The organism is Streptomyces sp. R33, assembly GCF_041200175.1.
Lineage (GTDB): Bacteria > Actinomycetota > Actinomycetes > Streptomycetales > Streptomycetaceae > Streptomyces > Streptomyces katrae_B.
This window is the reverse complement of record NZ_CP165727.1, coordinates 3,535,901-3,557,087: the sequence shown is the minus strand read 5'-3', so window position 1 is coordinate 3,557,087 and position 21,187 is coordinate 3,535,901. Positions and strand designations below refer to the sequence as shown.

Here is a 21,187-nt window from a genome sequence, read left to right as displayed (position 1 = left end):
CCGTGCGGACGCGCACAGCGTGCTCTTGTGGCATGTCCCGGTCAAGAACTGCATTCCAGCCAAATCTGCCGGACGGCCACCCGCCGGGACGGCCACCCCCACACGTACCGCCTAGGGCAGGCCGTGAACCTTCGGAGCCACCGAGTTGGACCAAGCGCTCCCCGCCTTGGCGTCCCAGTTGGTCGACCAGGTCATCGCGCCGCGCAGCCCCGGGTAGGTCTTCGAGGGCTTGAAGGATCCGCAGTTCGTGCCCCTGGCCAGGCAGTCCAGGGCGTTGTTCACGATGGTGGGGGAGACGTACCCGCTGCCCGCGCCGCTCGGCGAGGCCGGCACGCCGATGCCCACCTGCGAGGGGTCGAGCCCGCCCTCGAGCTGGATGCAGGCCAGCGCGGTGAGGAAGTCCACCGAGCCCTGGGAGTAGACCTTGCCGTCGCAGCCGTTCATCGAGCCGCTGTTGTAGTACTGCATGTTGACGACGGTGAGGATGTCCTTGATGTTCAGCGCCGTCTTGAAGTAGCCGCCCGCCGTCGACTGCATGTCGATGGTCTGCGGGGCCATCGTGATGACGAGCGAGGAGCCGGCCTTGGCGGACAGCGAGCGCAGCGCCTGCGTCATGTAGGTCGGGTTGAGCCCGTTCTCCAGGTCGATGTCGATCCCGCTGAAGCCGTACTCCTGCATCAGCGCGTACGCCGAGTTCGCCAGGTTGTTCGCGGAGGCGGAGTCGTTGACCGAGATGGTGCCCTTCTCGCCGCCGATGGAGAGGATGACGGACTTGCCGGCCGCCTTCTTCGCGGCGATGTCCGCCTTGAACTGCGCGACCGTGTACCCGCCGAGACCGGCCGAGTCGAGGTTGAAGGCGATGGCCCCGGGCGTGGTCGTGGCGTCGGCGAAGGAGACGGCGATGATGTCGTACTGGGACGAGACGTCCGAGATCTTCTGGACGGTCGCGCCGTTGTTGAAGTTCTGCCAGTAGCCGGTCAGCGCGTGCTTGGGGACCGAGGGGTTCGGGTTCGGGTTCCCGCCGCCGGTCGTCGTACCGGTCACCGCCGCCGACTTCGGGCCCTCGCCGGCCGCGTTGTACGCGCTCACCTGGAAGGAGTACGAGGTGGCGGCGGCGAGCCCGGTGATCTGCGCGGGGGGGCCGGACACGGTCTTGACCCGGACACCGTCCTGATACACGTAATAGCCGGTCGCCCCGCTGACCGCGTTCCACGAAAGGGTGAGCCCGTTCGCGCTCTGGCCGGAAACGGCGGTCCCGCCCGGGGCGCCGGGGACGGACGGGCCGGGGTCGGTGCCGCCGCCCCCGTCCGGGCCGAAGACGCTGAAGTCGTCGACGACGTACGCGGGCTGCCCGTACCAGCCGTGCGTCCACACGGTGACCCGGGTGGTGCTCGGGCCCGTGGTGAAGGTGGTCGACAGCTTCTGCCAGCCGCCGCCCGAGCCGGGGGTCCAGGTGGACACGTCCTGCGTGCCGGTCCCGGTCGCGCCGAGGTACACGTACGAGCCCTGCACCTGCTCGCTGATCGTGTACGTCGAGTTCGGCTTGACCGTGACGGTCTGACTGCACTGCGCGTTGTCCTGGCCCGCCGGGGTTCCCTTGAGGGCGCCGGCCCCGGCGTACACCGGTGAGGACACGACGGCGCCGCTCCCGGAGCTGCAGGTCCAGTCGGCGAGCCCGGACTCGAAGCCTCCGTTGCGGGCGACGTTGACGTCGGCGGCATGCGCGGAACCGGTGGCGAGGGCGGTCAGGCCCCCGGCGGCAAGGGTGGCGGCGCCCAGGAGGGCGAGCGAGCGTATGCGGTTCACGTGGTCTCCGTGGGGGGAGAAGGGGATGTGAAGGGGGTGGTGGAACAGGCGGAGGAGCAGGCGGAGGAACGCCTCGGGGCGTAAGTGGGGGAAACCCCTCCGGCGTTGGTGACGCGTGGGCCCCAAGTTGGTCCAGACCAATCTCCGTGTCAAGACTCTTTGCAATGTGGCTTGAATTGATCGGGTGTCCGATCCCGGTTGTCCGGGTTTCCCGCCACCTGTGACAGGCGCCTGCAGCACGGGAATTCCCAAGGCCCTGCCCTGCCAGGGACGACGCGGATATGGTGCTGGGGCAAGGGGGAAGGGCGCCGATCGTTTGCGGTCGCGCAGGGGTGCGCGTACGCGACGGCGGCGCCGACGTATGGGGCGTACGGGGTGAACAGGGGGATTCGCGTGCCGACCGCCATTGCCGTCACCAGCGCCGATCTGGTGCTGCCGGCCCCTGACCGGCACACACCGCCGGCCGTCGTACTGCACCCGCCGGGACAGCTCGACCTGGCGGGCGCCCTCGCCGAGACGAGCGCCCTGCTGGAGCGCCACGGCCATCTCGTGGTCTTCGTACCGCCCTGGCTGCCGACGGCGACCGTCCGGCGGCTGCACACGGTGCGGGCCATCCTCGAGACCGACCGCATCGCCCTCCTCGACCTCGATCTGCCCCCGCTGGCCACGGCCCTGCTGGTACGTCAGCTCCGCCAGCTCAGCGTCTGCGACTTCAGCCCCGGGGTCATCGCCTCCGCGGCCCGGCTGCTGTCCCACTACATCCACGCGGGCGCCCTGCTGGGCTCGGTCGCCCGACTGGACCGGGTCGCGGTCGGTCTCAAGGCCCACGCGAGGTCGTGGTCGCCGAACGCGCAGTTCGCCGTACTGGCCCACCCGACCCCGCACCTGGTCAAGCTGAGCGGCTCCGGCGCCAAGGCCCACGGAGGGCACGGCGCACACGGCGGACGCGCAGGGCGCGGCGGACAGGGCGGCCACGGCGGAGGCGGGCGCTCCGGCGGCGCAGCCGGCACGGGGCTGCCGCCCGGTCCCGGTTTCGCCACCCACCTCACCTTCGCCCGCGGCCAGCTCGCCTCCGACTGGGTGGCGGCCGAACTCGCGCCCGCCTGGCAGGTCCAGGGCGTGATGGAGAACCCGCTCCCGGCCGACTCGCCGATCTGGTGGGCCACGACGAAGCTCGTGGAGTTCGCCGCCGCCATCCCGGACCCGGCCGTGCTCTACCAACTCGTCGCCTCCGTCCGGCGCGAGCAGTGCCACTGGTGCGGCCTCGAGCTCATCGGCGACCGCTGCGGCTTCTGCGCCGCGCCGCTGGCCGCACCGCCGCCGGCCGAGGACGGGGGCCGGACGGCGCCCCCGGCGTTCTCCGGCTCTCCCGGCCCCTCCAGACCAAGACACTGACCGGCCCGAACGATCGAAGAACGGCGAGGTAGTACGGCCCATGAACTCACGCCAGCGCCGCGGCGTCATCCTGCTGCTCCTGTCGGTCCTGTGCGCCCTCGCAGCGTTCGGCGGGGTCCTCGTGGTGATCGGCGACGTCAATTCCAAGGTCGGGGCCGAGGTCGTCGCCTACCGCGCCAAGGGCGACATCGCGCCGTACAGCCCGCTGTCGGCGGGCCAGTTCGAGGAAGTCTCGATCCCCAAGCGCTGGCTGTCCGACACCGCCGTCACCGACCTCGGGCAGCTCAAGGACAAGATCACCCTCACCACCCTGCGCAAGGGCTCACTGCTCCAGGCGGGCATGTTCGTCGACAAACCGCAGCTCCAGCCGGGGGAGCAGGAGATCGCGATCATGATCGACGCGGCGACCGGCGTGGCCGGCAAGATCTACTCCGGCGCCAAGGTCAACATCATCGCCACCTTCAAGGGCGCCAAGGACACCGAGCCCTCGCGGTCGGTGATCATCGTGGCCAACGCGCGCGTCCTGAACGTCGGCAAGCTCACCGCCCTCGACAAGGACGGCGACAAGAAGGGCCCCGCCGAAGCGGTCCCGATCACCTTCGCCCTCAACACCAAGGACACCCAGCGCGTCGCGTACGCCGAGTCCTTTGCGGAGCACGTACGCCTGGCGCTGGTGGCCCCCGGCACCGACTCCGCGCCCGGTGCGGGCGACCGTACGTACACCCTCGACGGGGACAAGTGAGGCCCGGATGACCACCCGAATCCTCCCCGCGGCCGGCGACCCCGACGCCGCCCGCGCCATCTCCACCCTCCTCAGCCAGCTCCCGGCCGCCGAGCCGGGTCCCCCGGTCCCCGACTCCACCACCCTGCTGGACACCCTGGGGCGGCTGGCCGCCGAGTCCATCGACGAACTGCCCGAAGTGGTCCTCGTCCACGAGCGGATCGGCCCGGTGCCCGCCCTCGACCTCATCCGCGAGGTCGCGCTCCGCTTCCCGGCGGTGGGGGTGGTGCTGGTCTCCTCGGACGCAGGCCCGGCGCTGTTCTCCGCCGCCATGGACTCGGGGGCCCGCGGTCTGATCGGGCTGCCGCTCGCGTACGAGGAACTCGCCGCCCGCGTCCAGGCCGCCGCCCAGTGGTCCGTGGGCGTACGCCGCCACCTGGGCCGGGGGGCCGACGTGTTCACCGGCCCCGGCGGCAAGGTGGTCACCGTCACCGGGGCCAAGGGCGGCGTCGGCACCACGTTCACCGCCGTCCAGTTCGCACTGGCCGCGGCCGCCGCAGGGCGGCGCACCGCCCTGGTCGACATGGACCTCCAGGCCGGCGACGTCGGCTCGTACCTCGACGTGCAGTTCCGGCGCTCCATCGCCGACCTCGCGGGCATCCACGACATCTCGCCGCGGGTGCTCCAGGACGCGGTGTACGACGACCGGACCGGGCTGGCGCTGCTGCTGGCCCCGGCCGACGGCGAGCGGGGCGAGGAGGTCGACGAACGCGCCGCCCGGCACATCGTCGGCGCCCTGCGCAGCCGGTACGAGCTCGTCGTCATCGACTGCGGCACCCAGGTGACCGGCGCCAACGCGGCGGCGGTGGAGATGGCGGACGTGGCGGTCCTGGTCACCACCCCGGACGTGGTCTCCGTACGGGCGGCGAAGCGGCTGGTCCGGATGTGGGAGCGGCTCCAGGTCCGCAAGGCGGAGGACACCGCGATGGTGGTCAACCGCTGGAGCAAGCACACGGAGATCCAGCCCGCGCTCATCGAGAAGATCACGAAGACCCGGGCCACCCGGACCCCGGTGCCTGCGGCCTTCAAGGAGCTCCAGGCGGTCGTGGACGCGGGACGGGTGCAGGACCTCGACAACCGCTCCAGCGTGAAGCAGGCGCTGTGGACGCTGGCGGGCGAACTCGGCCTGCTGGCACCCCCGTCCACGGCAGAGCCCGCAGCCGCCGCCCCCGGAACCCCGGGCGCGGCCCTGGCCGTACGGGCCCCCGGCCCGGTGGCCCGCCTGCGGGGCGGCGACCGGGGCGCGGCGGGCCCCTGGCTGCGCCGCGGCCGGGAGGGCTGACGCATGTCCGCGCGCAGACCCGTCCGCGCCGCCCGGGGGGACCGCGGCCAGGTGGCGGTCGAGTTCGTCGGCATGGTGCCGCTGGTCCTGCTGCTCGTGGCGGCGGTGTGGGAGTGCGTACTGATCGGGTACGCCTTCTCCCTGGCGGGCAACGCGGCGGACGAGGCGGCCCGGGTCGGCGCGGTGCACGGGGGCGGGGCGTGCGACGCCGCTGCGCGGCGCCACGTCGGGGGCGCCTGGAACATGAGCGTGGACTGCGGCGAGTCGGGCGACGTGTACAAGGCGACCGTGAAGCTCAACCTCCCGGTCTTCTTCCCGGGACTCGACATCGGCACCCCCATCACGGGCGAGGGCGGCTCCGCGAAGGAAGAGGAGGACTGAGGTGAAACGAGACCGGGACCGGGGCCAAGTGGCCCTGGAGTACATCGGCTTCATCCCGATCCTGCTCTTCGTCGCCCTGTGCGGGATCCAGCTCGGCTGGGTCGGCTACGTCCACCAGCAGGCCGAGACCGCCGCCCGCACCGCCGCACGCGTGGAGGCCCGCAACCCGGGCGCCGGGCCGGCCGCGGGCAGGGCGGCCATCAGCTCCGGCCTCGACGCGACGATCGACGTGGCCTCAGGGCGTGACGCGGTCACCGCGAAGGTCAGCATCCCGATCAAGTCCATCGTGCCGGGCCTGTCCGTCGACCCGGCCAGGGCAACGGCCATCATGCCCAACGACGACCCGAAGGTGACCGGACCATGAGCCTGCGTTCCCGGGTCAACACCCCCGACGACCGGCACAGTCCCCGCGAGGACGGCCGGCTGGTCTCCGCGTACCGGGCGAAGCTGCTCGAGGAGATCGACCTCGCCGAGATGTCCGCTCTCGCGCCCGCTGAGCGCCGGGCCCGGCTGGAACGCGTACTCGGGCACATCATCAGCCGCGAGGGGCCGGTCCTGTCCACCGTCGAGCGGGCGCAGCTGATCCGCCGGGTCGTGGACGAGGCGCTCGGCCTCGGTGTGCTCGAACCGCTCCTCGAGGACGCCTCGATCTCCGAGATCATGGTCAACGGCCCGGACCAGATCTTCGTCGAGCGCGCCGGGCGGGTGGAGCAGCTGCCGCTGCGCTTCGCCTCGCACGAGCAGCTGATGCAGACCATCGAGCGGATCGTCTCCACCGTCAACCGCCGCGTGGACGAGGCCAATCCGATGGTCGACGCCCGCCTGCCCAGCGGCGAGCGCGTCAACGTGATCATCCCGCCGCTGTCCCTGACCGGGGCCACCCTCACGATCCGCCGCTTCCCGCGCGCGTTCACCCTGCACGAGATGATCGGCCTCGGCTCGCTGGACGAGCAGATGCTCCTGCTCCTGTCCGGCCTGGTCCAGGCGAAGATGAACGTCATCGTGTCGGGGGCCACCGGCACCGGGAAGACCACGCTCCTCAACGCCCTCTCCGGCCTGATCCCCGAGGGCGAGCGGATCATCACCATCGAGGACTCGGCGGAGCTCCAGCTCCAGCAGGCGCACGTCATCCGCCTCGAATCCCGCCCGGCGAACGTGGAGGGCAAGGGCCGGATCACCATCCGCGACCTCGTACGCAACTCCCTGCGCATGCGCCCCGACCGCATCATCGTCGGCGAGGTCCGCGGCGGCGAGACGCTCGACATGCTCCAGGCGATGTCGACCGGCCACGACGGCTCCCTGGCCACCGTCCACGCGAACAGCGCAGAGGACGCCCTGATGCGCCTGCAGACCCTCGCCTCCATGTCCGAGGTGGAGGTCCCCTTCGAGGCCCTCCAGGACCAGATCAACAGCGCCGTGAACGTGGTCGTCCAGCTGACCCGCTTCGGCGACGGCTCGCGCCGCGTCACGGAGATCGCCATCCTCGACTCGCACGGCCGCGAGCCGTTCCGCATCACCACCGTCTGCCGGTTCGCCGCCCAGCCGATGGGCGCCGACGGCCGCGTCCACGGTTACTTCGAGTACTACCCGCTGCCGCGCCGGATCGCGGACCGCCTCTACATGAACAACCAGCCGATCCCGCAGGCCTTCGGGGTCGCCCTGTCCGACGACCAGCTCGCCACCCGCATCACCCGGACCGCCCTGTGAACCCACTCGTCCTCCTCACCCTCGGCGCCACGCTGCTGGCCTGCGTCCTCGTGGTCGCGGGCGTCCACGCGTACGCCGCCGGCCGCGCCCAGCGCGCCGCCCTCATCGAACGCCTTGCCACGGACGGCGCACCCGAGCCGGCGGGCCGCAGGCGCCGCTTCCCCGGCGTGGACCGGCGCCTGCGCAGGACCGCGCTGGGCAGGCGGATCGAGGTGAAGCTGGCCGTGACCGGCCTGGACCTCACCCCCGGCGAGTTCTTCGTCTACATGCTGATGTCCGTCGCCGGGGTGTGGCTCGTCGCGGCGAGCTTCCTCGCCCCGTTCTTCGGCCCGGTGGCCGGCCTGATCGGCCTGTGGGCCGCGGACGCCTTCCTCAACTGGCAGCGGGCGCGCCGTACCGAGCGGTTCATCAACCAGCTCCCCGAACTCGCCCGCATCCTCGCCAACGCCACCCAGGCCGGGCTGGCCCTGCGTACGGCCATCGCCATAGCGGCGGAGGAGCTGGAGGCCCCGGCGGGCGAGGAGCTCGCGCGCGTCGCCGACCGGCTCGCCGTCGGCCACTCCATCGAGGAGTCCCTCGGCGAGATCGCCGAACGGCTCCCCTCCCGGGAACTGGTCGTCCTCGTCTCCACGCTCGTCCTGTCCGCGCGCGCGGGCGGCGCCATCGTCGGCAGCCTGCGCAACCTCACGGTGACGCTGGAGCAGCGCAAGGAGACGCGGCGCGAGATCCGCACCCAGCTCTCCCAGGTGACGGTGACGGCCTACCTGGTCCCGGCGATCGGACTCGGCTCGCTGCTGTTGGTGAACGTGATGATGCCGGGTGCGCTGGACCGGATGACCGGCGCGTTCATCGGCCAGACGGCGGTGCTGGTGGCGATCGGGCTCTTCACGCTCGGCTTCGTCCTGATCCGCCGCCTCTCGAAGATCGACGTATGAGGGGGCGACGGACATGACGGCTCTGCTGCTGGCCCTGCTGCTGGGGGTGTCGGTCTTCGGCGCCTTCCACGGCATCCGCCTCTACCGCGCCGAGACGAAACTGCCGAGCGACCTCGCCCTGGCCCTGGAAGTCGGCGCCACCCGTACGACGGCCGTCGGCTCGGCCGTCGACCGGCTCGGCATCCGCTGGGCACCGCTCGTCCTGCGCCTGATGGGCCCGAACCGGGTCGCCCGCAAGCGCCGCCAGATCGACCTGGCGGGCAACCCGGCCGGCCTGACCATCGACCGGTACGCGGCACGCCGTGCGGTGTACGGGTTCCTGGGCGCACTCGGCGCCTTCTCGATGCTGATCAACGGCCAGCTCGTACCGGCCCTGCTGATGGTCGCCTTCGGCCTGTTCTGGATCGAGGTCGGCCTGTGGTCGGCGATCCGGGTCCGCCGCGACCACATCGAGCGGACCCTGCCGGACTTCCTGGACGTGCTGGCGGTCGTCGTGAGCGCGGGGCTCGGCTTCCGGCAGGCACTGGAGCGGGTGGCCGCCAAGTACGAGGGCCCCTGGTCCGACGAGATCCGGATCACCCTGCAGCAGATGGACATGGGCGTCAGCCGCCGCCAGGCCTTCGACGAGCTGCGCGCGCGCAACGATTCCGAGCAGGTGGCGCAGTTCGTGACCGCGCTCCAGCAGGGTGAGGAGCTGGGCTCGCCGATCGTGGAGACGCTGATCGCGATCGCCGAGGACATGCGCCGTACGGACGCCCAGAACGCCCGGCGCCGGGCCGCCCGGGCCGTCCCGAAGGCCACGTTCGCGGTGACGATGTTCATGCTGCCGGGCACGCTGATCCTGCTGGTCTGCGGCTTCGTGTACGGCGCGGACGTCGACTTCGGCGCGATGCTCGGGGGCGGGTGAGCCATGGCGGTCCTCCACATCCCCCTGGCCGGCTCGGCGGCGCGGAGCAGGGCGAAGCGCACGGACAGGCCCTCGTTCACCCTCCAGGCGAACGCCCTCCAGGCCCTGTGCCGCCGGGTGTTCGCGTTCCGGATGGTGGTGATCGGCCTGGGCGCGCCGCTGGCACTGGGGCGCACCGTCCGCGGCGGGCCGACGTACCTCGTGGGCGGCGCGGTCCTGCTCACCTTCATGCTCTCGTACGTGCTCTTCCGCGACTGGGAGCGCTTCGGGCCGCTGCTGCTGCGCCACCGCTGGCTGCTGGCCCCGGACATGGCGTTCTGCGGGCTGCTGCTGGTCACGGCGACACCGGACTCGCCCCTCGGCCTCGCCGTGCTCTGCACACCGCTGCTGGCCGGGCTGGTCCACGGCTGGCGCGGCTCGGCGGTCTACGCGGCGCTGGCGGCGGCCCTCGTGGTGGCCGTCGGCGGCGGCGGGCTGACCCTGCCGGTGCTGTGCCTCCTGGCGGGCGCGGCCGGCGCCTCGGTGCGGGACCTGCTCTTCCGCTTCGGCTCGGCGAGCCAGGCCCTGACGGAGACGCGGGCCCGGCTGGCGGCGGCCGAGGCGGTGCGCGCCGAACGGGACCACCTGGCCCGCGAGATGCACGACTCGGTGTCGAAGACCCTGCACGGCCTGGCCCTGGCGGCGGACGCCCTCGCCCGCACCACGGACCCGGCGGCCCTGCGCCGCCAGGCCTGCTTCCTGTCCGGCGCGGCCCGGGCGGCGGCGGCGGAATCCCGCGCACTGCTGACGGACCTGCGGGGCGACGCGGAGGCGCCGGGGGTCTCGCTGCCCGAGGAACTGCGCCGCCTGGTCGGCGCGGACGCGGAGCTCCGTACGACGGGAGCCCTCCCGGTGGTTGCGCCCGGGGTGGCGCACCACCTGCTGTCCATCACCTCGGAGGCCTTGGAGAACGCCCGCCGCCACGCGGGAGCCTCGCGCGTGCTGGTCTCGGCGGCGGTGGACGGGAGGGACCTCACCCTGACCGTCGAGGACGACGGCTGCGGCCTCCCGCCGGACGCCCTGCGGACCGCCGTCCGCGGGGGCCGCTTCGGGCTGCTCGGCATGACGGAACGCGCGGCGTCGATCGGCGCCCGGCTCCGGATCGGCGTCCGGCCGTCCGGCCCCGGGACCCTGGTCCGCCTGGACCTCCGGCTCGCGGCCCTGAACCCGGAGGGGAGCCCGTGATGCCGCTCCGCGTCCTGATCGCCGACGACAACCCGGTGGTACGGGCGGGGCTGGCGTCCCTCCTGGCGACGGCCGGGGACATGGAGGTCGTGGCCCAGGCGGCAGACGGCCGCGAGGCCCTCGGCCTCACCCGCCGGCACGCCCCGGATGTGATCCTGCTGGACGTCCGCATGCCGGGCGTCGACGGCATCTCGGCGCTGCCGCACCTCGTACAGCTGGCGCCCGTACTGATGCTGACGTACAGCCAGGAATCGGAGATCGTCCGAGAAGCCCTCCTCCTGGGCGCGGGCGGCTACCTGGTCCACGGCGAATTCACCCCCGAGGACCTGGTCCGAGCGGTCCGCGACGTCCGCGAGGGCCGGGCCCACTTCACGACGACGGCGGCGAGCGCGCTCCTCGCAGACCTCCGCACCTCTTCGCAACCGCAACGATCTGTGGCACGCTCTCCTGAGCGGGTGCGCAACTCGGTTCTCTTCGGCCTGAGTTCGAGGGAGGTGGAGATCATGGATCTGATCGCGTCCGGGATGAGCAACCAGCAGATCGCGGCCACCTGCTTCATCAGCGAGAAGACGGTCAAGAACCACATCAACCGCATCTTCGCGAAGCTCCAGAGCACGAGCCGCAGCGAGGCGATAGCCCGCTGGCTGGGAACGGCCCGTCCAGGGGTGAGCGGCCATGGGTAGACGGAGTGCGCAGTGGGTCCGTAATTGGGCCCCGGGACCCTTGGTTATCACCGGTGACTCCCCGTACGGTCCGCAAACCAACAGCGGCACCGGCCCGGGAGGGAACCCCCATGTTGCAGAACACCCTGGCGAGGATGCGGAAGCGGTACGAGGGCAAGGGCGCGAGCGATCGAGGCCAGACGGCCTTCGAATACCTGGGCATCATCCTGGTGGTGGTGGTGATCATCGGCGCGATCGTGGGCACGGGTATCGGCCAGAGCATCACCAACAAGATCAAGGACCAGATCACCGCCATCACCGCGGGCAAGTGATCGCGCGTCGACTTGGTGACCGAGGGCAGGCCTTCCCCATCTACATCGTGGCGATTGCCGGTCTGCTCTTCGCCGCGTTGGCGTTCGTCGCGGTCGGGATGGCCGGCGCGACGCGCAGCAATGCCCAGGGGGCAGCAGATGCGGCGGCACTGGCAGCTGCGCGCGAAGCCAGGGACAACGTATTCCTGGGCCTCGACCTGCTTGATCTCAAACCTGCCGACTGGGAGAAAATCGTCGACGGCGATCTCCTCAAGGGGGCCGGTGCCTGCGCCAAGGCGGTCGACTTCGCCGCCTTGAACGATGCCACCGCAGAGTGCGAACCGGCCACCCCCAAGTTCACCGTCAACGTCTCCACCAAGGGCACCGTTGGGGACTCGGTCGTGCCAGGGACCAGCGACAGACAGGGGAAGGCCACAGCCACAGCTCTGATCGAGCCGCGTTGCTCCCTGAGCTCGGCTCCAACCCCCGCCCCAACACCCACACCCGCACCCACGTCGACACCGAGCCCTTCGCCGTCACCGGGAGCGGGGAATGTCGTCTTCAAGTGCCGTGGGAAGACCCTTACGTTGGATCCCGCGAAACCCGGCCCGTTGTCCCAGCTGGCGAGGGCACTTTTCGGCGTACGACTGGTCGACTGACAGCGAACGAGAGACAAGGAAACGGCGTAGATGAGCATGCGGCACAAGGTGAAGGTCCGCGGGGGAGCGGCCGTTGCGGTTGCGGCGGCCTTGGCGCTCACATTGGCCGGATGCGGCGGCGGCAATGACGACAAGCCTGCAGGCGCGCAGAGTTCCTCCGCAGCGAAACCGTCGGGGGGCGGCTCGCAGGAGCCCTCCGCCGGGAAGCAGAGCTCCGCTCCACCTGCGGTCATCGCCACGGCAACCGGTGAAGACGGGGTTGTCCTCGAGGTCAACGAGGCAAAGCGCGACGCTGGCGGCTTCCTCACGGTGAGCGGCCAGCTCAAGAACACCGGTGACAAGGACTTCAATCACACCACGGCTTGGCGCGGCAACGAGCTCACGGGCAGCGGCGAGTCGGTTGCGGGGGCGACCTTGGTCGACAAGGCAGGCAAGAAGCGCTACTACGTGCTGCGTGACACCGATGGAAGGTGTCTGTGCACCACAGGTGTGAACTCGATCGGAGCCCGCAAGTCGTTGCCGTTCTTCGTTCAGTTCCCCGCGCCCCCGACGAACACTGCCGAGGTTGACTTCAGCCTCCCCACCTTCGCCACGGCCACCATCAAAATCTCCGGGTGACCCCCATGAATAAACGCCACCGCGTCTCCGCATCCACAGCCGTAGTCGGCCTCGTCATCGCCGGGGCCCACTTCATCGGCGCGACGAGCGCCCACGCCGACGACGTCAAGCCGTCCGTGCCCCCCGGCACGGAGCCATCGGCCTCCGCGCCCGTGCCCATCGACTCGAGTTCCCCCGGCCTGAAGATCCCCCAGGGTGGAACCCTGGCTCCGATCAAGGTCCTGGACATCGCCGAGGTCGTCGAAGACCTCGGCGGTGAGCAGCGGCGGCAGGAGACGAACCAGTCCGTCATGATGGCCCTGCAGTCCGAGGTGCTCTTCCCCGAGAACAGTGCCGTCTTCAACGCCCAGGCCGCCGCCCGGATACAGGCCATCGCCAACGAGATCAACACGCAGAAGGCGACCCGCGTCCGGGTCTTCGGGTTCACCGACGACCAGGGCAGCTACGAGCACGGCAAGGAGCTTTCCAAGCAGCGCGCCGACGCCGTTCAGGCGGAGCTCGCCAAGACCGTCACCAGCCCCGGCGTCGTCTACGACGTCCGGGGCTACAGCGAGGACTACCCGATCGCCGACAACGGCACCGAGGAAGGCCGCAAGAAGAACCGCCGCGTCGAGATCACCTTCCCCCGCACCACCGCCGCCGGCGGCAGCTAGAGGACGAGTCCCGCCAGGCAGCCGACGAAGAACAGCCCGGGGACGACCGCCAGCAGGCAGGCGAGCGCGGTCACGGCCGTGGCCGGTGCCTGGTACTCGCGCGGATCCGCGAACGCCGCGCACAGCAGGAGCAGCGCCGAAGGGAAGAAGATCAAGGTGCCTTCCCATGCGCCGAGGATCGACCACCCCGCCAGTGCGATCCGAGGACCACGCAGGACGTCATGAACCGCGCCCGGTCCGCACGAAAGGCCAGAGGCACCGAGGACAGCGCGACGGTCACGGCCAGCCGGAACGCGGGCACGCCCCCGACGAGTAACGCGAGCGTGACCGGCGCCGGGAGGATCAGAGCCGCCAGTGCGATCCTGGTCTGCCAGGGGTGGGCGGCGCGCAGTCGGCGGCTCCGGGCTCCGCTGCCCCTTCCGGCCGGCTCCGTCGCCGTCATGGCGCCCCCGCACTCTGCTCCGCAATGAATTGAACGCGTTCAATCTATCGCATGCCCACCCTCCCGGGCGAGCAGCAGCGCCGACGCCGCCTCGCGTGCGCGGTGGGCCGGCTCCGGGCCGGGGGTCAGGGCCGCCACCACCGTCGCGCCCTCGACCAGGATCAGCAGCTGGTCCGCGAGCTCCTCGCGGCCGGGTCCGGCCAGCTCCGCCAGCAGATCCCGCAGCTCCGTCTTGTGGCGGCGTACGACGTCCAGCACTCCGGCGGGGCCCGTGCCCAGCTCGCCGTACGCGTTCAGGAAGGCGCAGCCCCGGAAGTCCGGCTCCGAGAACCACTGGGCCAGCCAGTCGAAGACGGCCTCGACCGGATCGGCGGAATCCGCCACCGCGCCTCGCAGGCTCGCCGTCCAGCGGCGGTCGCGGCGCTCGAGATACGCCGTGACCAGGGCCTCCTTGGCTGGGAAGACCTTGTAGAGCCGCTTGAGCGGCACCCCCGACTCCGTGCGGATGCGGTCCATGCCGACGGCCTGGATGCCCTCCGCGTAGAACAGCGCCTCCGCCGCGTCCAGCAGCCGGGTGCGGGCCTCTTCGTCGTCCATGAAGGCAGCGTAGCCCAGAAACGCTTGCGCGGAGAACGGTCGTTCTCTACTGTCCTTCCTTGTGGAGAACGCTCGTTCTCCAGTCCTTCCGTCCGATAGAGGTGCGCCCATGACCGACCCCGCCGTACGCCCGCCCGTGCCGCCCTTCACCGAGGAATCCGCCCGGGCCAAGGTCCAGGCCGCCGAGGACGCCTGGAACAGCCGCGACCCCGAACGCGTCGCCCTCGCCTACACCGAGAACTCGCTCTGGCGTAACCGTGACCGCTTCCTCAGCGGCCGCGACGAGATCCGGGAGTTCCTCACCGAGAAGTGGGAGCGCGAGCTCGACTACCGGCTCCGCAAGGAGCTCTGGGCGTACACCGACAACCGGATCTCCGTCCGGTTCGAGTACGAGTGGCACGACACCGCCGGCCAGTGGTGGCGCAGCCACGGCAACGAGCAGTGGGAGTTCGACCGCGACGGGCTGATGCGCCGCCGCGAGGCCAGCATCAACGACATCCCGATCACCGCCGAGGACCGCCGCCTCACCTGGTGACCTGCAGGGAGGTGTGCCGTGCGCCGGTCCGCGGTATGTCTCTGCGCGGGCGCTCGGCCCCCTGGCCTCCAAGGTGAGGAGACTCGGCATGGCACGGGCTCGTGTGAACGGCGTGGACCTCTATTACGAGGTCGCGGGCGAGGGCGAACCCCTGGTCCTGGTCCACGGCTCGTGGGTCGACCACGAGAACTGGCAGTTCGTCGTGCCCCGCCTCGCGGAGTCGTTCCGCGTACTCGTCTACGACCGGCGCGGCCACAGCCGCAGCGAGCGCCCGCCCGGCCAGGGCAGCCGGCGGCAGGACGAGGACGACCTCGCGTCGCTCCTCGAGACCCTCGGCGGGCCGGCCCACGTGGCCGGGAACTCCTTCGGGGCCTCGACGGCGCTCGGCCTCGCCTCCCGTCGCCCCGAGCTGCTGCGCAGCCTGGCCGTGCACGAGCCCCCGCTCATGGACATCGTGGGCGACGGGGACCGGGAGCTGCGCCCGGTGCTCCAGGCCATGGAGGCCGCCCTCGACGGCGTCCTCGCGGCCCTGCGCGCGGGCGAGGACCGGGTCGGCGCACAGCGGTTCGTGGACGACGTCGCGATCGGGCCGGGCGGCTGGGAGCAACTGCCGGAACCGTTCCGCGAGACGTTCACGGCGAACGCCCCCACGTTCCTGGACGAACACGGCGACCCGGACTGGGCGAGCCTCGACCTCGCCCGCCTCCCCGGCTACGAGGGCCCTGCCCTGCTCACCTTCGGCAGCGAGAGCCCGCCGTGGTTCCCGGTGATCGTCGGCAAGCTCGCCACCGCGCTCGGCGGCCGTGCGCGGATGCGGACGCTGGTGGGGGACGGCCACGTCCCCCACCTCACCCACCCGGACCGCTACGCCGACGACCTCACGGCGTTCATCCGGTCCTCGGGCCCGTAGGTGGCGAGCTCCGAGCCCGTCCCTACAGCAGGTGGTCGGCCTTGCCCGCCTTGATGTCCCGGATCAGCTGTCGGAGCGCGTCCGCCGTGTCGCTCAGGTACGCCGCCTCCTGACCGGCCACGGCGATGTAGCTCCGGCCTTCCCCGTCCACCCCGATCCGGTAACAGGAATTGCCTTCCCCGCAGAACGGCTCTTCCCAGGTCACGGTGGTCATGGAGTCCCCTCTCACAGCTGGCTTGCGACGGTTCGGATGAGGTCCCGGGAGGCTTCGGCGGACAAGGCCAGGCTTTCCATCAGAGCGAAGTGGGCGCGGTACTTCAGGAGTTGTGCCTCCGCGTGGATGAAGTCAGGGCCATGTGAGTTGTCGACCTGAACGGTGTCGAGCTGCGCTGTCGGGCCCTCCGCGTAGATCACGGTCTGCCCGGCACCCGGGAAGCCTCCCGCGTCGAACGGAAGAACGAGCACGGTCACATTGTCCTGCTCGGACCGGTTGAGCAAGTGGTCGAGCTGAGCGCGCAAGACGGCGCGTCCGCCGAACTGCATACGCAAGGCCGCTTCATGCACCACGGCTACGAACTCGGGTGCGTTCTCACGATCCAGGACTTGCTGGCGTTCGATGCGCAGTGCCAGCCGCAGCGCGACCTCGTGTTCCGGTAGGGGAGGGATGACCATCCGGAATACGGCGAGTGCGTGGTCTGAGGTCTGGAGAAGCCCGGGCATGTGAATGGAGTAGGCGCCCCGCATGCGGGTGCAGTGAGCTTCCATCGCCGCGATGTCCAAGAGGCCCTGCGGGAGTTGGCCCCGGTAGCGATCCCACCACTGGCGCCCGGTGGGCTGCGCCATTTCCATCAGCCCTGAGAGGTACAGCTCATCGGTCACCTCGCAGTTACAGGCCAGCGTCCGCAGGCGCTCGGTCGAGATGGCGCGCGTACCTGACTCCATGGCGGAGATGGCTCCCCGGTCCACGCCAAGCAGCCCGGCTGCAAATTCGGCCGAAACCCCGGCAGCCGTACGCATCTTGCGTAGCTCGTACCCCAACCTCTTCTGGCGCTCTGTCGTGGCAGTCCTCGCGGTCATGCCGTGAAGTCTTGCGCGTTCAGAGCCTCTCTGGCCACGAGAGGCTGACTTCTCCCGTTAAGCGGGCCAAATTTGGCCCGCTCGGCGCTACATTGGGTAACGCACCGCTCACGCAACGGGAGTTGAAGTGCATCGCCGCGGCATGCGCATGCAGGCGGCGACAGGCCACCACGCCCACGGCGGAGCCACTCGCAACCACAGGGAGTTCGCGATGCTCAATCCCTTCATGCAGTCGGCCCGGGGCCGGTTCACCGCCTGCCCGGCCTCGCCGGAAGCGCCCGACGGGGACGAGCCGCCCCCGCCGGATGCGCTGACCTGCAGCCTCACCGTGCCGGGGGAGGCGTACAGCGCGCAGATCGCCCGCCGGACCGTACGGTCCGCCCTGCACGCGCACCGGCTGGATGCGATCGCGGTCGCCGCCGAGCAGGTCACTGGTGAAATGCTCGCCGCCTCCTGGCATTTGGATCCCGGGCGGAGTCTCTACCTCTCTGTTCGGTATCGGGACGATGCACTGCGGCTCACCGTCTACGACGGCCACGCGGCCCACTCCCACCCCCGGCTGGCCGCCCACTGCGAGGCGCGGCGGCGGGCCGCCCTGCGGCTCATGGCTGTCGTGGTCCGGGAGTGCGGCGGGGCCTGGGGCTTCGGGGAGTCCCGGGAGCCGGGTGGCGGGACCCGGACCTGGGCGTCGCTTCCCCGGGCCGGCGCCCTCGGCTATGGCGCTCCAGTGGGTGGGTGATCCGGCCACCGTCCGGGATGAGACCGGGGTCGGTCGAGCACCCGTTGCCGTGCCCGGAAGGCGGCGTCAGGATGCCTCGTGCGCCTGCGTGATCAGGTCCGTGGCGACCTCCAGGGCCGCCAGGCGGGTCTCCTCCGGGTCGCCCTCCACGTGCTGGAGGAACATCATCCCCGCGTGCAGCGTGAACAGGGCGCTCACGCACCGCACCTGGTCCGTCAGGGGCCCGTCCTCCGTGCGCAGCAGCTCGACCAGCGTGAACAGCCGGCGCTTCACCGTCTCGCCGATGCTCAGCTCCCGCATCGTCGCCTGGTTCTCCTGCATGAAGCGGTACAGCGGCGCGCCCGCCGCCATCGCCTCGCTGTAGCGCCGGAGCACCTCGCGCTTCATGTCCAGTGTCGGCGGCTGCTGCTTCGCCCAGTCGATCAGCTCGTCGATCGGCCTCGTCAGGTCCTCGAAGACGCTGATGATGATGTCTTCCTTGGTCTTGAAGTGGTAGTACAGCGCCGCCTTCGTGACATCCAGCCGCTCCGCGATCTCGCGCAGCGAGGTCTTCTCGTACCCCTGCTCGGCGAAGAGCTCCAGTGCGACGTCCTGGATGCGCTGGCGTGTGTTGCCGCGGCGCGCCTGCGGACTGCTGGACATGGCTCTCCCCAAACTACTTACTTGACGCCCGGCTAGTGACGGGTCTACCTTCCCCAGTGTAGTCAACTAGCCGGGCGGCAAGTAAGAGTCCGGAGCATGTGAGTGAACGGGGAGTGGACATGGCTCTAAACACGAACGCGGCGGGAATCTCCGAGGAGGTGAAGCCGCGCAGCGTCCGAGTCGTCCTCATGGCACTCATGATCGCGATGCTCCTGGCCATGCTCGACAACATGATCATCGGTACCGCGATGCCGACGATCGTCGGTGAGCTCGGCGGCCTGGAGCACCTCTCCTGGGTGGTCACCGCCTACACCCTGGCCACCGCGGCCTCCACCCCGATCTGGGGCAAGCTCGGTGACATGTACGGACGGAAGGGCTCCTTCCTCACGTCCATCGTCATCTTCCTGATCGGCTCCGTGCTCAGCGGCATGGCCCAGGACATGGGTCAGCTGATCGGCTTCCGCGCCATCCAGGGCCTCGGCGCCGGCGGTCTGATGGTCGGCGTCATGGCGATCATCGGCGACCTGATCCCGCCCCGCGAGCGCGGCAAGTACCAGGGCATGATGGCCGGCGTGATGGCCCTCGCCATGATCGGCGGACCGCTCGTCGGCGGCACCATCACCGACCACCTGGGCTGGCGCTGGTCCTTCTACATCAACCTGCCGCTCGGCGCCGTAGCGCTCGCCATGGTCACGGCCGTCCTGCACCTGCCCAAGAAGAAGGCCCAAGGCAAGATCGACTATCTGGGCGCCGCGCTGCTGACCGTCGCCATCACCTCGACCGTACTGGTCACGACCTGGGGCGGCACCGAGTACGCCTGGGGCTCCGGGGAGATCATCGGCCTGATCGTCGTCGGCATCGTGTCGATCGCCGCCTTCCTCTTCGCCGAGACCAAGGCCGCCGAGCCCGTCATGCCGCTGCACATCTTCCGCAGCCGCAACTTCACGCTCATGTCGGTCATCGGCTTCCTCGTCGGCTTCGCGATGTTCGGCGGCGTGCTCTACCTCCCCCTCTTCCAGCAGTCGGTCCAGGGCGCCTCCGCCACCAACTCCGGCCTGCTGCTCCTCCCGATGCTGCTCTCGATGATGGTCGTCTCGCTGATCGCGGGCCGGATCACCACCAGCAGCGGCAAGTACAAGATCTTCCCGATCATCGGCGGCGCGCTCATGGTCGTCGGGCTCTTCCTGCTCGCGCAGATGGACACCGACACCAGCCGCCTGATGTCCGGCGTCTACATGGCGATCCTCGGCGCCGGCCTCGGCTTCCTGATGCAGATCACCATGCTCGTCGCGCAGAACAGCGTGGACATGAAGGACATGGGCGTCGCGTCCTCCTCGGCCACCCTCTTCCGTACGCTCGGCGGCTCGTTCGGCGTCGCCCTGATGGGCTCGCTGTTCACCAGCCGGGTCACGGACACCATGAGCGAGCGCCTCGGCCCGCAGGCCGCCCGGGCCGCCGGCTCGGCGCAGCTCGACGCGGCCAGCCTGGCGAAGCTGCCCGAGGCCGTCCGCGACGCCTACCAGCACGCGGTCGCCGCCGGTACGCACTCGGCGTTCCTCCTCGGCGCGGTCGTCGCCGTACTGGGCTTCGCGGCCGCCTGGTTCGTCAAGGAGGTCCCGCTGCGGGGCGCGGGCCCGGCCCAGGGCGCCGACGCGGGCGGCGACAAGGCGGCGCAGGCTCCGCAGGATTCCTTCTCGCACTGACCCCGCCCTGCGTTCACCGGCCCGGCCCCGGCGGATTTCCGCCGGGGCCGGGCTTTTTGCCGCGCCGGAGCCGGGTACTCATGGGTTCGGTGAATGCGGGTGATACAGGGGAGGTTGATGTGGTTCCGTCCTGTTTCAGATGGGGTCCAAATCGGGGCGATCAAGGATCAAGGTCCTATTAGCTGAATTTTATGGGGGAATTGGCGGGAACCCCATCGCTTCGCGGGTCGTCCTGGAGGGCAGAGCGCACACAAGAGCGGATGGGGAGGGGACGGTTCATGGGCTTCACGGCGCGCGCGAACAGGCAGGGCATCCGGACCGGGGCAGTGGTCGTGGCCGCGGCCGCCGCAGTGGCCGGGACGGTGTGGGGGGTGGCGGCCCTCGTGGAACCGGGGCCCGCCCGGCCCGAGAACGCGGCACGCCAGACCGACACCGGGGGCACGGGCGGCGGTTCGGACGACGGCGCGAAGGGCGGCGGCGCGAAAGGCGGCGGTGATGCGAAAGGCGGAGCCCAAGGCGCAGGCGACGGCGACGCACCGAAGTCGCAGATACCCGACGGCATAGCGCACGCCTCCGAGAGCGGCGGCAACGCCGTCAACATCACCATCGACGACGGCCCCGACCCCCAGTGGACCCCCAAGGTCCTCGAGGTGCTGAAGAAGTACGACGTGAAGGCGACCTTCTGCATGATCGGGCCGCAGGCCAAGGCCCACCCCGACCTCGTCAAGAAGGTCGTCGCGGGCGGCCACCGGCTCTGCGACCACACCATGAACCACGACACGGCCATGGACAGGAAGCCCGTCGACTACCAGGAGAAGCAGATCCTGGACGCGAAGAAGATGATCGAGGACGCCGCCGGCGGCGGCGCCCAAGTGGAGTACTACCGCGCTCCCGGCGGCGCCTTCACCCCCGACAGCCGCCGCATCGCCGCCGCGCACGGCATGCGCCCGCTCGGATGGAACGTCGACACCAAGGACTTCGGGAAGCCGGGCGTCGCCGCCATCGTCAACGCGGTCAAGTCCGAGATGGGCAACGGCCCGACCGTCCTCTTCCACGACGGGGGCGGCAACCGTGCCCAGACCGTCGCGGCCCTCGACCAGGTGCTCGCCTGGCTGAAGGACCAGGGCCGCCCCACCGGCTTCCCCGTCCGCACCGCCCCGGACGCCTCCTGACACGCCGTCCGGCGGCGAACGGGTGAAGGTCGCCGTCCCGCCGCCGCCC

The 21,187-nt window shown here is 70.7% G+C and carries 25 protein-coding genes; 19 read left to right on the top strand and 6 right to left on the bottom strand.

Features of this window, described 5'->3' with window-relative positions:
• Positions 1 to 111 precede the first annotated feature (111 nt).
• Positions 112 to 1,806, bottom strand: a complete 1,695-nt coding sequence (locus AB5J51_RS16055) for a chitinase (protein WP_369777943.1) — start codon at positions 1,804 to 1,806, stop codon at positions 112 to 114.
• 393 nt (positions 1,807 to 2,199) lie between these two features.
• Between AB5J51_RS16055 and AB5J51_RS16050 the strand changes: the two genes are divergently transcribed.
• The 14 genes from AB5J51_RS16050 to AB5J51_RS15985 all read left to right on the top strand — a co-directional run bounded on the left by AB5J51_RS16050 (position 2,200) and on the right by AB5J51_RS15985 (position 13,321).
• A complete protein-coding gene (locus AB5J51_RS16050; RefSeq protein ID WP_369777942.1) occupies positions 2,200 to 3,201 on the top strand; it encodes a hypothetical protein in 1,002 nt (333 codons plus the stop codon).
• Positions 3,202 to 3,241: 40 nt separating this feature from the next.
• Positions 3,242 to 3,943, top strand: a complete 702-nt coding sequence (cpaB, locus tag AB5J51_RS16045) for a Flp pilus assembly protein CpaB (protein ID WP_369777941.1) — start codon at positions 3,242 to 3,244, stop codon at positions 3,941 to 3,943.
• 7 nt (positions 3,944 to 3,950) lie between these two features.
• Positions 3,951 to 5,264, top strand: a complete 1,314-nt coding sequence (locus AB5J51_RS16040; protein WP_053786268.1) for an AAA family ATPase — start codon at positions 3,951 to 3,953, stop codon at positions 5,262 to 5,264.
• Positions 5,265 to 5,267: 3 nt separating this feature from the next.
• The gene (locus AB5J51_RS16035) at positions 5,268 to 5,645 is read left to right on the top strand and encodes a TadE/TadG family type IV pilus assembly protein (protein ID WP_369777940.1); all 378 of its coding nucleotides are present in this window, start codon (positions 5,268 to 5,270) and stop codon (positions 5,643 to 5,645) included.
• A gap of 1 nt (position 5,646) precedes the next feature.
• Positions 5,647 to 6,009 (top strand): TadE/TadG family type IV pilus assembly protein, encoded by a 363-nt coding sequence (locus AB5J51_RS16030; RefSeq protein ID WP_133897050.1) that lies wholly within the window; start codon positions 5,647 to 5,649, stop codon positions 6,007 to 6,009.
• The gene (locus tag AB5J51_RS16025; protein ID WP_136225219.1) at positions 6,006 to 7,352 is read left to right on the top strand and encodes a CpaF family protein; all 1,347 of its coding nucleotides are present in this window, start codon (positions 6,006 to 6,008) and stop codon (positions 7,350 to 7,352) included. The genes AB5J51_RS16030 and AB5J51_RS16025 overlap by 4 nt, the downstream gene beginning before the upstream one ends.
• Positions 7,349 to 8,287, top strand: coding sequence for a type II secretion system F family protein (locus AB5J51_RS16020; RefSeq protein WP_053786264.1), 939 nt, complete (start codon positions 7,349 to 7,351; stop codon positions 8,285 to 8,287). Before AB5J51_RS16025 ends, AB5J51_RS16020 begins: the two co-directional genes overlap by 4 nt.
• A 13-nt stretch (positions 8,288 to 8,300) precedes the next feature.
• The gene (locus AB5J51_RS16015) at positions 8,301 to 9,194 is read left to right on the top strand and encodes a DUF5936 domain-containing protein (protein WP_053786263.1); all 894 of its coding nucleotides are present in this window, start codon (positions 8,301 to 8,303) and stop codon (positions 9,192 to 9,194) included.
• A 3-nt stretch (positions 9,195 to 9,197) separates the two neighbouring features.
• A complete protein-coding gene (locus AB5J51_RS16010; protein WP_369777939.1) occupies positions 9,198 to 10,418 on the top strand; it encodes a sensor histidine kinase in 1,221 nt (406 codons plus the stop codon).
• Positions 10,418 to 11,101 carry a response regulator gene (locus AB5J51_RS16005; protein ID WP_369777938.1) on the top strand — a complete coding sequence of 228 codons (684 nt, stop codon included), beginning with the start codon at positions 10,418 to 10,420 and terminating at the stop codon, positions 11,099 to 11,101. Before AB5J51_RS16010 ends, AB5J51_RS16005 begins: the two co-directional genes overlap by 1 nt.
• 110 nt (positions 11,102 to 11,211) lie before the next feature.
• Positions 11,212 to 11,412, top strand: a complete 201-nt coding sequence (locus AB5J51_RS16000) for a hypothetical protein (RefSeq protein WP_266996757.1) — start codon at positions 11,212 to 11,214, stop codon at positions 11,410 to 11,412.
• A complete protein-coding gene (locus AB5J51_RS15995) occupies positions 11,409 to 12,050 on the top strand; it encodes a pilus assembly protein TadG-related protein (RefSeq protein WP_369777937.1) in 642 nt (213 codons plus the stop codon). The genes AB5J51_RS16000 and AB5J51_RS15995 overlap by 4 nt, the downstream gene beginning before the upstream one ends.
• Before the next feature lie 30 nt (positions 12,051 to 12,080).
• On the top strand, positions 12,081 to 12,668 hold the full coding sequence (locus AB5J51_RS15990; protein WP_369777935.1) for a hypothetical protein: 588 nt from the start codon (positions 12,081 to 12,083) through the stop codon (positions 12,666 to 12,668).
• A 5-nt stretch (positions 12,669 to 12,673) separates the two neighbouring features.
• Positions 12,674 to 13,321 carry an OmpA family protein gene (locus AB5J51_RS15985; RefSeq protein WP_133899733.1) on the top strand — a complete coding sequence of 216 codons (648 nt, stop codon included), beginning with the start codon at positions 12,674 to 12,676 and terminating at the stop codon, positions 13,319 to 13,321.
• On the opposite strand, the gene AB5J51_RS15980 is transcribed toward AB5J51_RS15985, so the two are convergent.
• Positions 13,318 to 13,476: a hypothetical protein gene (locus AB5J51_RS15980; RefSeq protein WP_369777934.1), complete on the bottom strand. Its 159-nt coding sequence runs from the start codon at positions 13,474 to 13,476 to the stop codon at positions 13,318 to 13,320. The genes AB5J51_RS15985 and AB5J51_RS15980 overlap by 4 nt on opposite strands.
• Positions 13,477 to 13,802: 326 nt before the next feature.
• A complete protein-coding gene (locus tag AB5J51_RS15975) occupies positions 13,803 to 14,360 on the bottom strand; it encodes a TetR/AcrR family transcriptional regulator (RefSeq protein ID WP_136225225.1) in 558 nt (185 codons plus the stop codon).
• A 109-nt stretch (positions 14,361 to 14,469) separates the two neighbouring features.
• On the opposite strand from AB5J51_RS15975, the gene AB5J51_RS15970 reads away from it, so the two are divergent.
• Complete coding sequence (locus AB5J51_RS15970; protein WP_369777933.1) at positions 14,470 to 14,895, top strand: nuclear transport factor 2 family protein; 426 nt, start codon at positions 14,470 to 14,472, stop codon at positions 14,893 to 14,895.
• A gap of 88 nt (positions 14,896 to 14,983) precedes the next feature.
• Positions 14,984 to 15,805, top strand: a complete 822-nt coding sequence (locus AB5J51_RS15965) for an alpha/beta fold hydrolase (RefSeq protein ID WP_369777932.1) — start codon at positions 14,984 to 14,986, stop codon at positions 15,803 to 15,805.
• 22 nt (positions 15,806 to 15,827) lie between these two features.
• Here AB5J51_RS15965 and AB5J51_RS15960 read toward each other — a convergent pair whose 3' ends face one another.
• Together AB5J51_RS15960 and AB5J51_RS15955 are read right to left on the bottom strand one after the other, a co-directional pair.
• A complete protein-coding gene (locus tag AB5J51_RS15960; protein ID WP_369777931.1) occupies positions 15,828 to 16,019 on the bottom strand; it encodes a hypothetical protein in 192 nt (63 codons plus the stop codon).
• An 11-nt stretch (positions 16,020 to 16,030) separates the two neighbouring features.
• On the bottom strand, positions 16,031 to 16,882 hold the full coding sequence (locus tag AB5J51_RS15955; protein WP_369777930.1) for a helix-turn-helix domain-containing protein: 852 nt from the start codon (positions 16,880 to 16,882) through the stop codon (positions 16,031 to 16,033).
• A 211-nt stretch (positions 16,883 to 17,093) separates the two neighbouring features.
• Here AB5J51_RS15955 and AB5J51_RS15950 point away from each other — a divergent pair, with 211 nt between their 5' ends.
• A complete protein-coding gene (locus AB5J51_RS15950) occupies positions 17,094 to 17,621 on the top strand; it encodes an ATP-binding protein (RefSeq protein WP_369777929.1) in 528 nt (175 codons plus the stop codon).
• A 66-nt stretch (positions 17,622 to 17,687) separates the two neighbouring features.
• Here the strand turns inward: AB5J51_RS15950 and AB5J51_RS15945 are convergent, their stop codons facing one another.
• The gene (locus tag AB5J51_RS15945) at positions 17,688 to 18,263 is read right to left on the bottom strand and encodes a TetR/AcrR family transcriptional regulator (protein WP_053786251.1); all 576 of its coding nucleotides are present in this window, start codon (positions 18,261 to 18,263) and stop codon (positions 17,688 to 17,690) included.
• A gap of 119 nt (positions 18,264 to 18,382) precedes the next feature.
• On the opposite strand from AB5J51_RS15945, the gene AB5J51_RS15940 reads away from it, so the two are divergent.
• Together AB5J51_RS15940 and AB5J51_RS15935 are read left to right on the top strand one after the other, a co-directional pair.
• Positions 18,383 to 19,966: an MDR family MFS transporter gene (locus AB5J51_RS15940; protein ID WP_053786446.1), complete on the top strand. Its 1,584-nt coding sequence runs from the start codon at positions 18,383 to 18,385 to the stop codon at positions 19,964 to 19,966.
• A gap of 278 nt (positions 19,967 to 20,244) precedes the next feature.
• Positions 20,245 to 21,138, top strand: a complete 894-nt coding sequence (locus AB5J51_RS15935; protein ID WP_369777928.1) for a polysaccharide deacetylase family protein — start codon at positions 20,245 to 20,247, stop codon at positions 21,136 to 21,138.
• Positions 21,139 to 21,187 lie beyond the last annotated feature (49 nt).

Coding starts and splice junctions, on each gene's coding strand:
- cpaB (WP_369777941.1), top strand. CDS start 3,242: ATGAACTCACGCCAGCGCCGCGGCGTCATCCTGCTGCTCCTGTCGGTC.
- AB5J51_RS16040 (WP_053786268.1), top strand. CDS start 3,951: ATGACCACCCGAATCCTCCCCGCGGCCGGCGACCCCGACGCCGCCCGC.
- AB5J51_RS16035 (WP_369777940.1), top strand. CDS start 5,268: ATGTCCGCGCGCAGACCCGTCCGCGCCGCCCGGGGGGACCGCGGCCAG.
- AB5J51_RS16025 (WP_136225219.1), top strand. CDS start 6,006: ATGAGCCTGCGTTCCCGGGTCAACACCCCCGACGACCGGCACAGTCCC.
- AB5J51_RS16015 (WP_053786263.1), top strand. CDS start 8,301: ATGACGGCTCTGCTGCTGGCCCTGCTGCTGGGGGTGTCGGTCTTCGGC.
- AB5J51_RS16010 (WP_369777939.1), top strand. CDS start 9,198: ATGGCGGTCCTCCACATCCCCCTGGCCGGCTCGGCGGCGCGGAGCAGG.
- AB5J51_RS16005 (WP_369777938.1), top strand. CDS start 10,418: ATGCCGCTCCGCGTCCTGATCGCCGACGACAACCCGGTGGTACGGGCG.
- AB5J51_RS16000 (WP_266996757.1), top strand. CDS start 11,212: ATGTTGCAGAACACCCTGGCGAGGATGCGGAAGCGGTACGAGGGCAAG.
- AB5J51_RS15990 (WP_369777935.1), top strand. CDS start 12,081: ATGAGCATGCGGCACAAGGTGAAGGTCCGCGGGGGAGCGGCCGTTGCG.
- AB5J51_RS15985 (WP_133899733.1), top strand. CDS start 12,674: ATGAATAAACGCCACCGCGTCTCCGCATCCACAGCCGTAGTCGGCCTC.
- AB5J51_RS15975 (WP_136225225.1), bottom strand. CDS start 14,360: ATGGACGACGAAGAGGCCCGCACCCGGCTGCTGGACGCGGCGGAGGCG.
- AB5J51_RS15970 (WP_369777933.1), top strand. CDS start 14,470: ATGACCGACCCCGCCGTACGCCCGCCCGTGCCGCCCTTCACCGAGGAA.
- AB5J51_RS15965 (WP_369777932.1), top strand. CDS start 14,984: ATGGCACGGGCTCGTGTGAACGGCGTGGACCTCTATTACGAGGTCGCG.
- AB5J51_RS15960 (WP_369777931.1), bottom strand. CDS start 16,019: ATGACCACCGTGACCTGGGAAGAGCCGTTCTGCGGGGAAGGCAATTCC.
- AB5J51_RS15955 (WP_369777930.1), bottom strand. CDS start 16,882: ATGACCGCGAGGACTGCCACGACAGAGCGCCAGAAGAGGTTGGGGTAC.
- AB5J51_RS15950 (WP_369777929.1), top strand. CDS start 17,094: ATGCTCAATCCCTTCATGCAGTCGGCCCGGGGCCGGTTCACCGCCTGC.
- AB5J51_RS15945 (WP_053786251.1), bottom strand. CDS start 18,263: ATGTCCAGCAGTCCGCAGGCGCGCCGCGGCAACACACGCCAGCGCATC.
- AB5J51_RS15940 (WP_053786446.1), top strand. CDS start 18,383: ATGGCTCTAAACACGAACGCGGCGGGAATCTCCGAGGAGGTGAAGCCG.
- AB5J51_RS15935 (WP_369777928.1), top strand. CDS start 20,245: ATGGGCTTCACGGCGCGCGCGAACAGGCAGGGCATCCGGACCGGGGCA.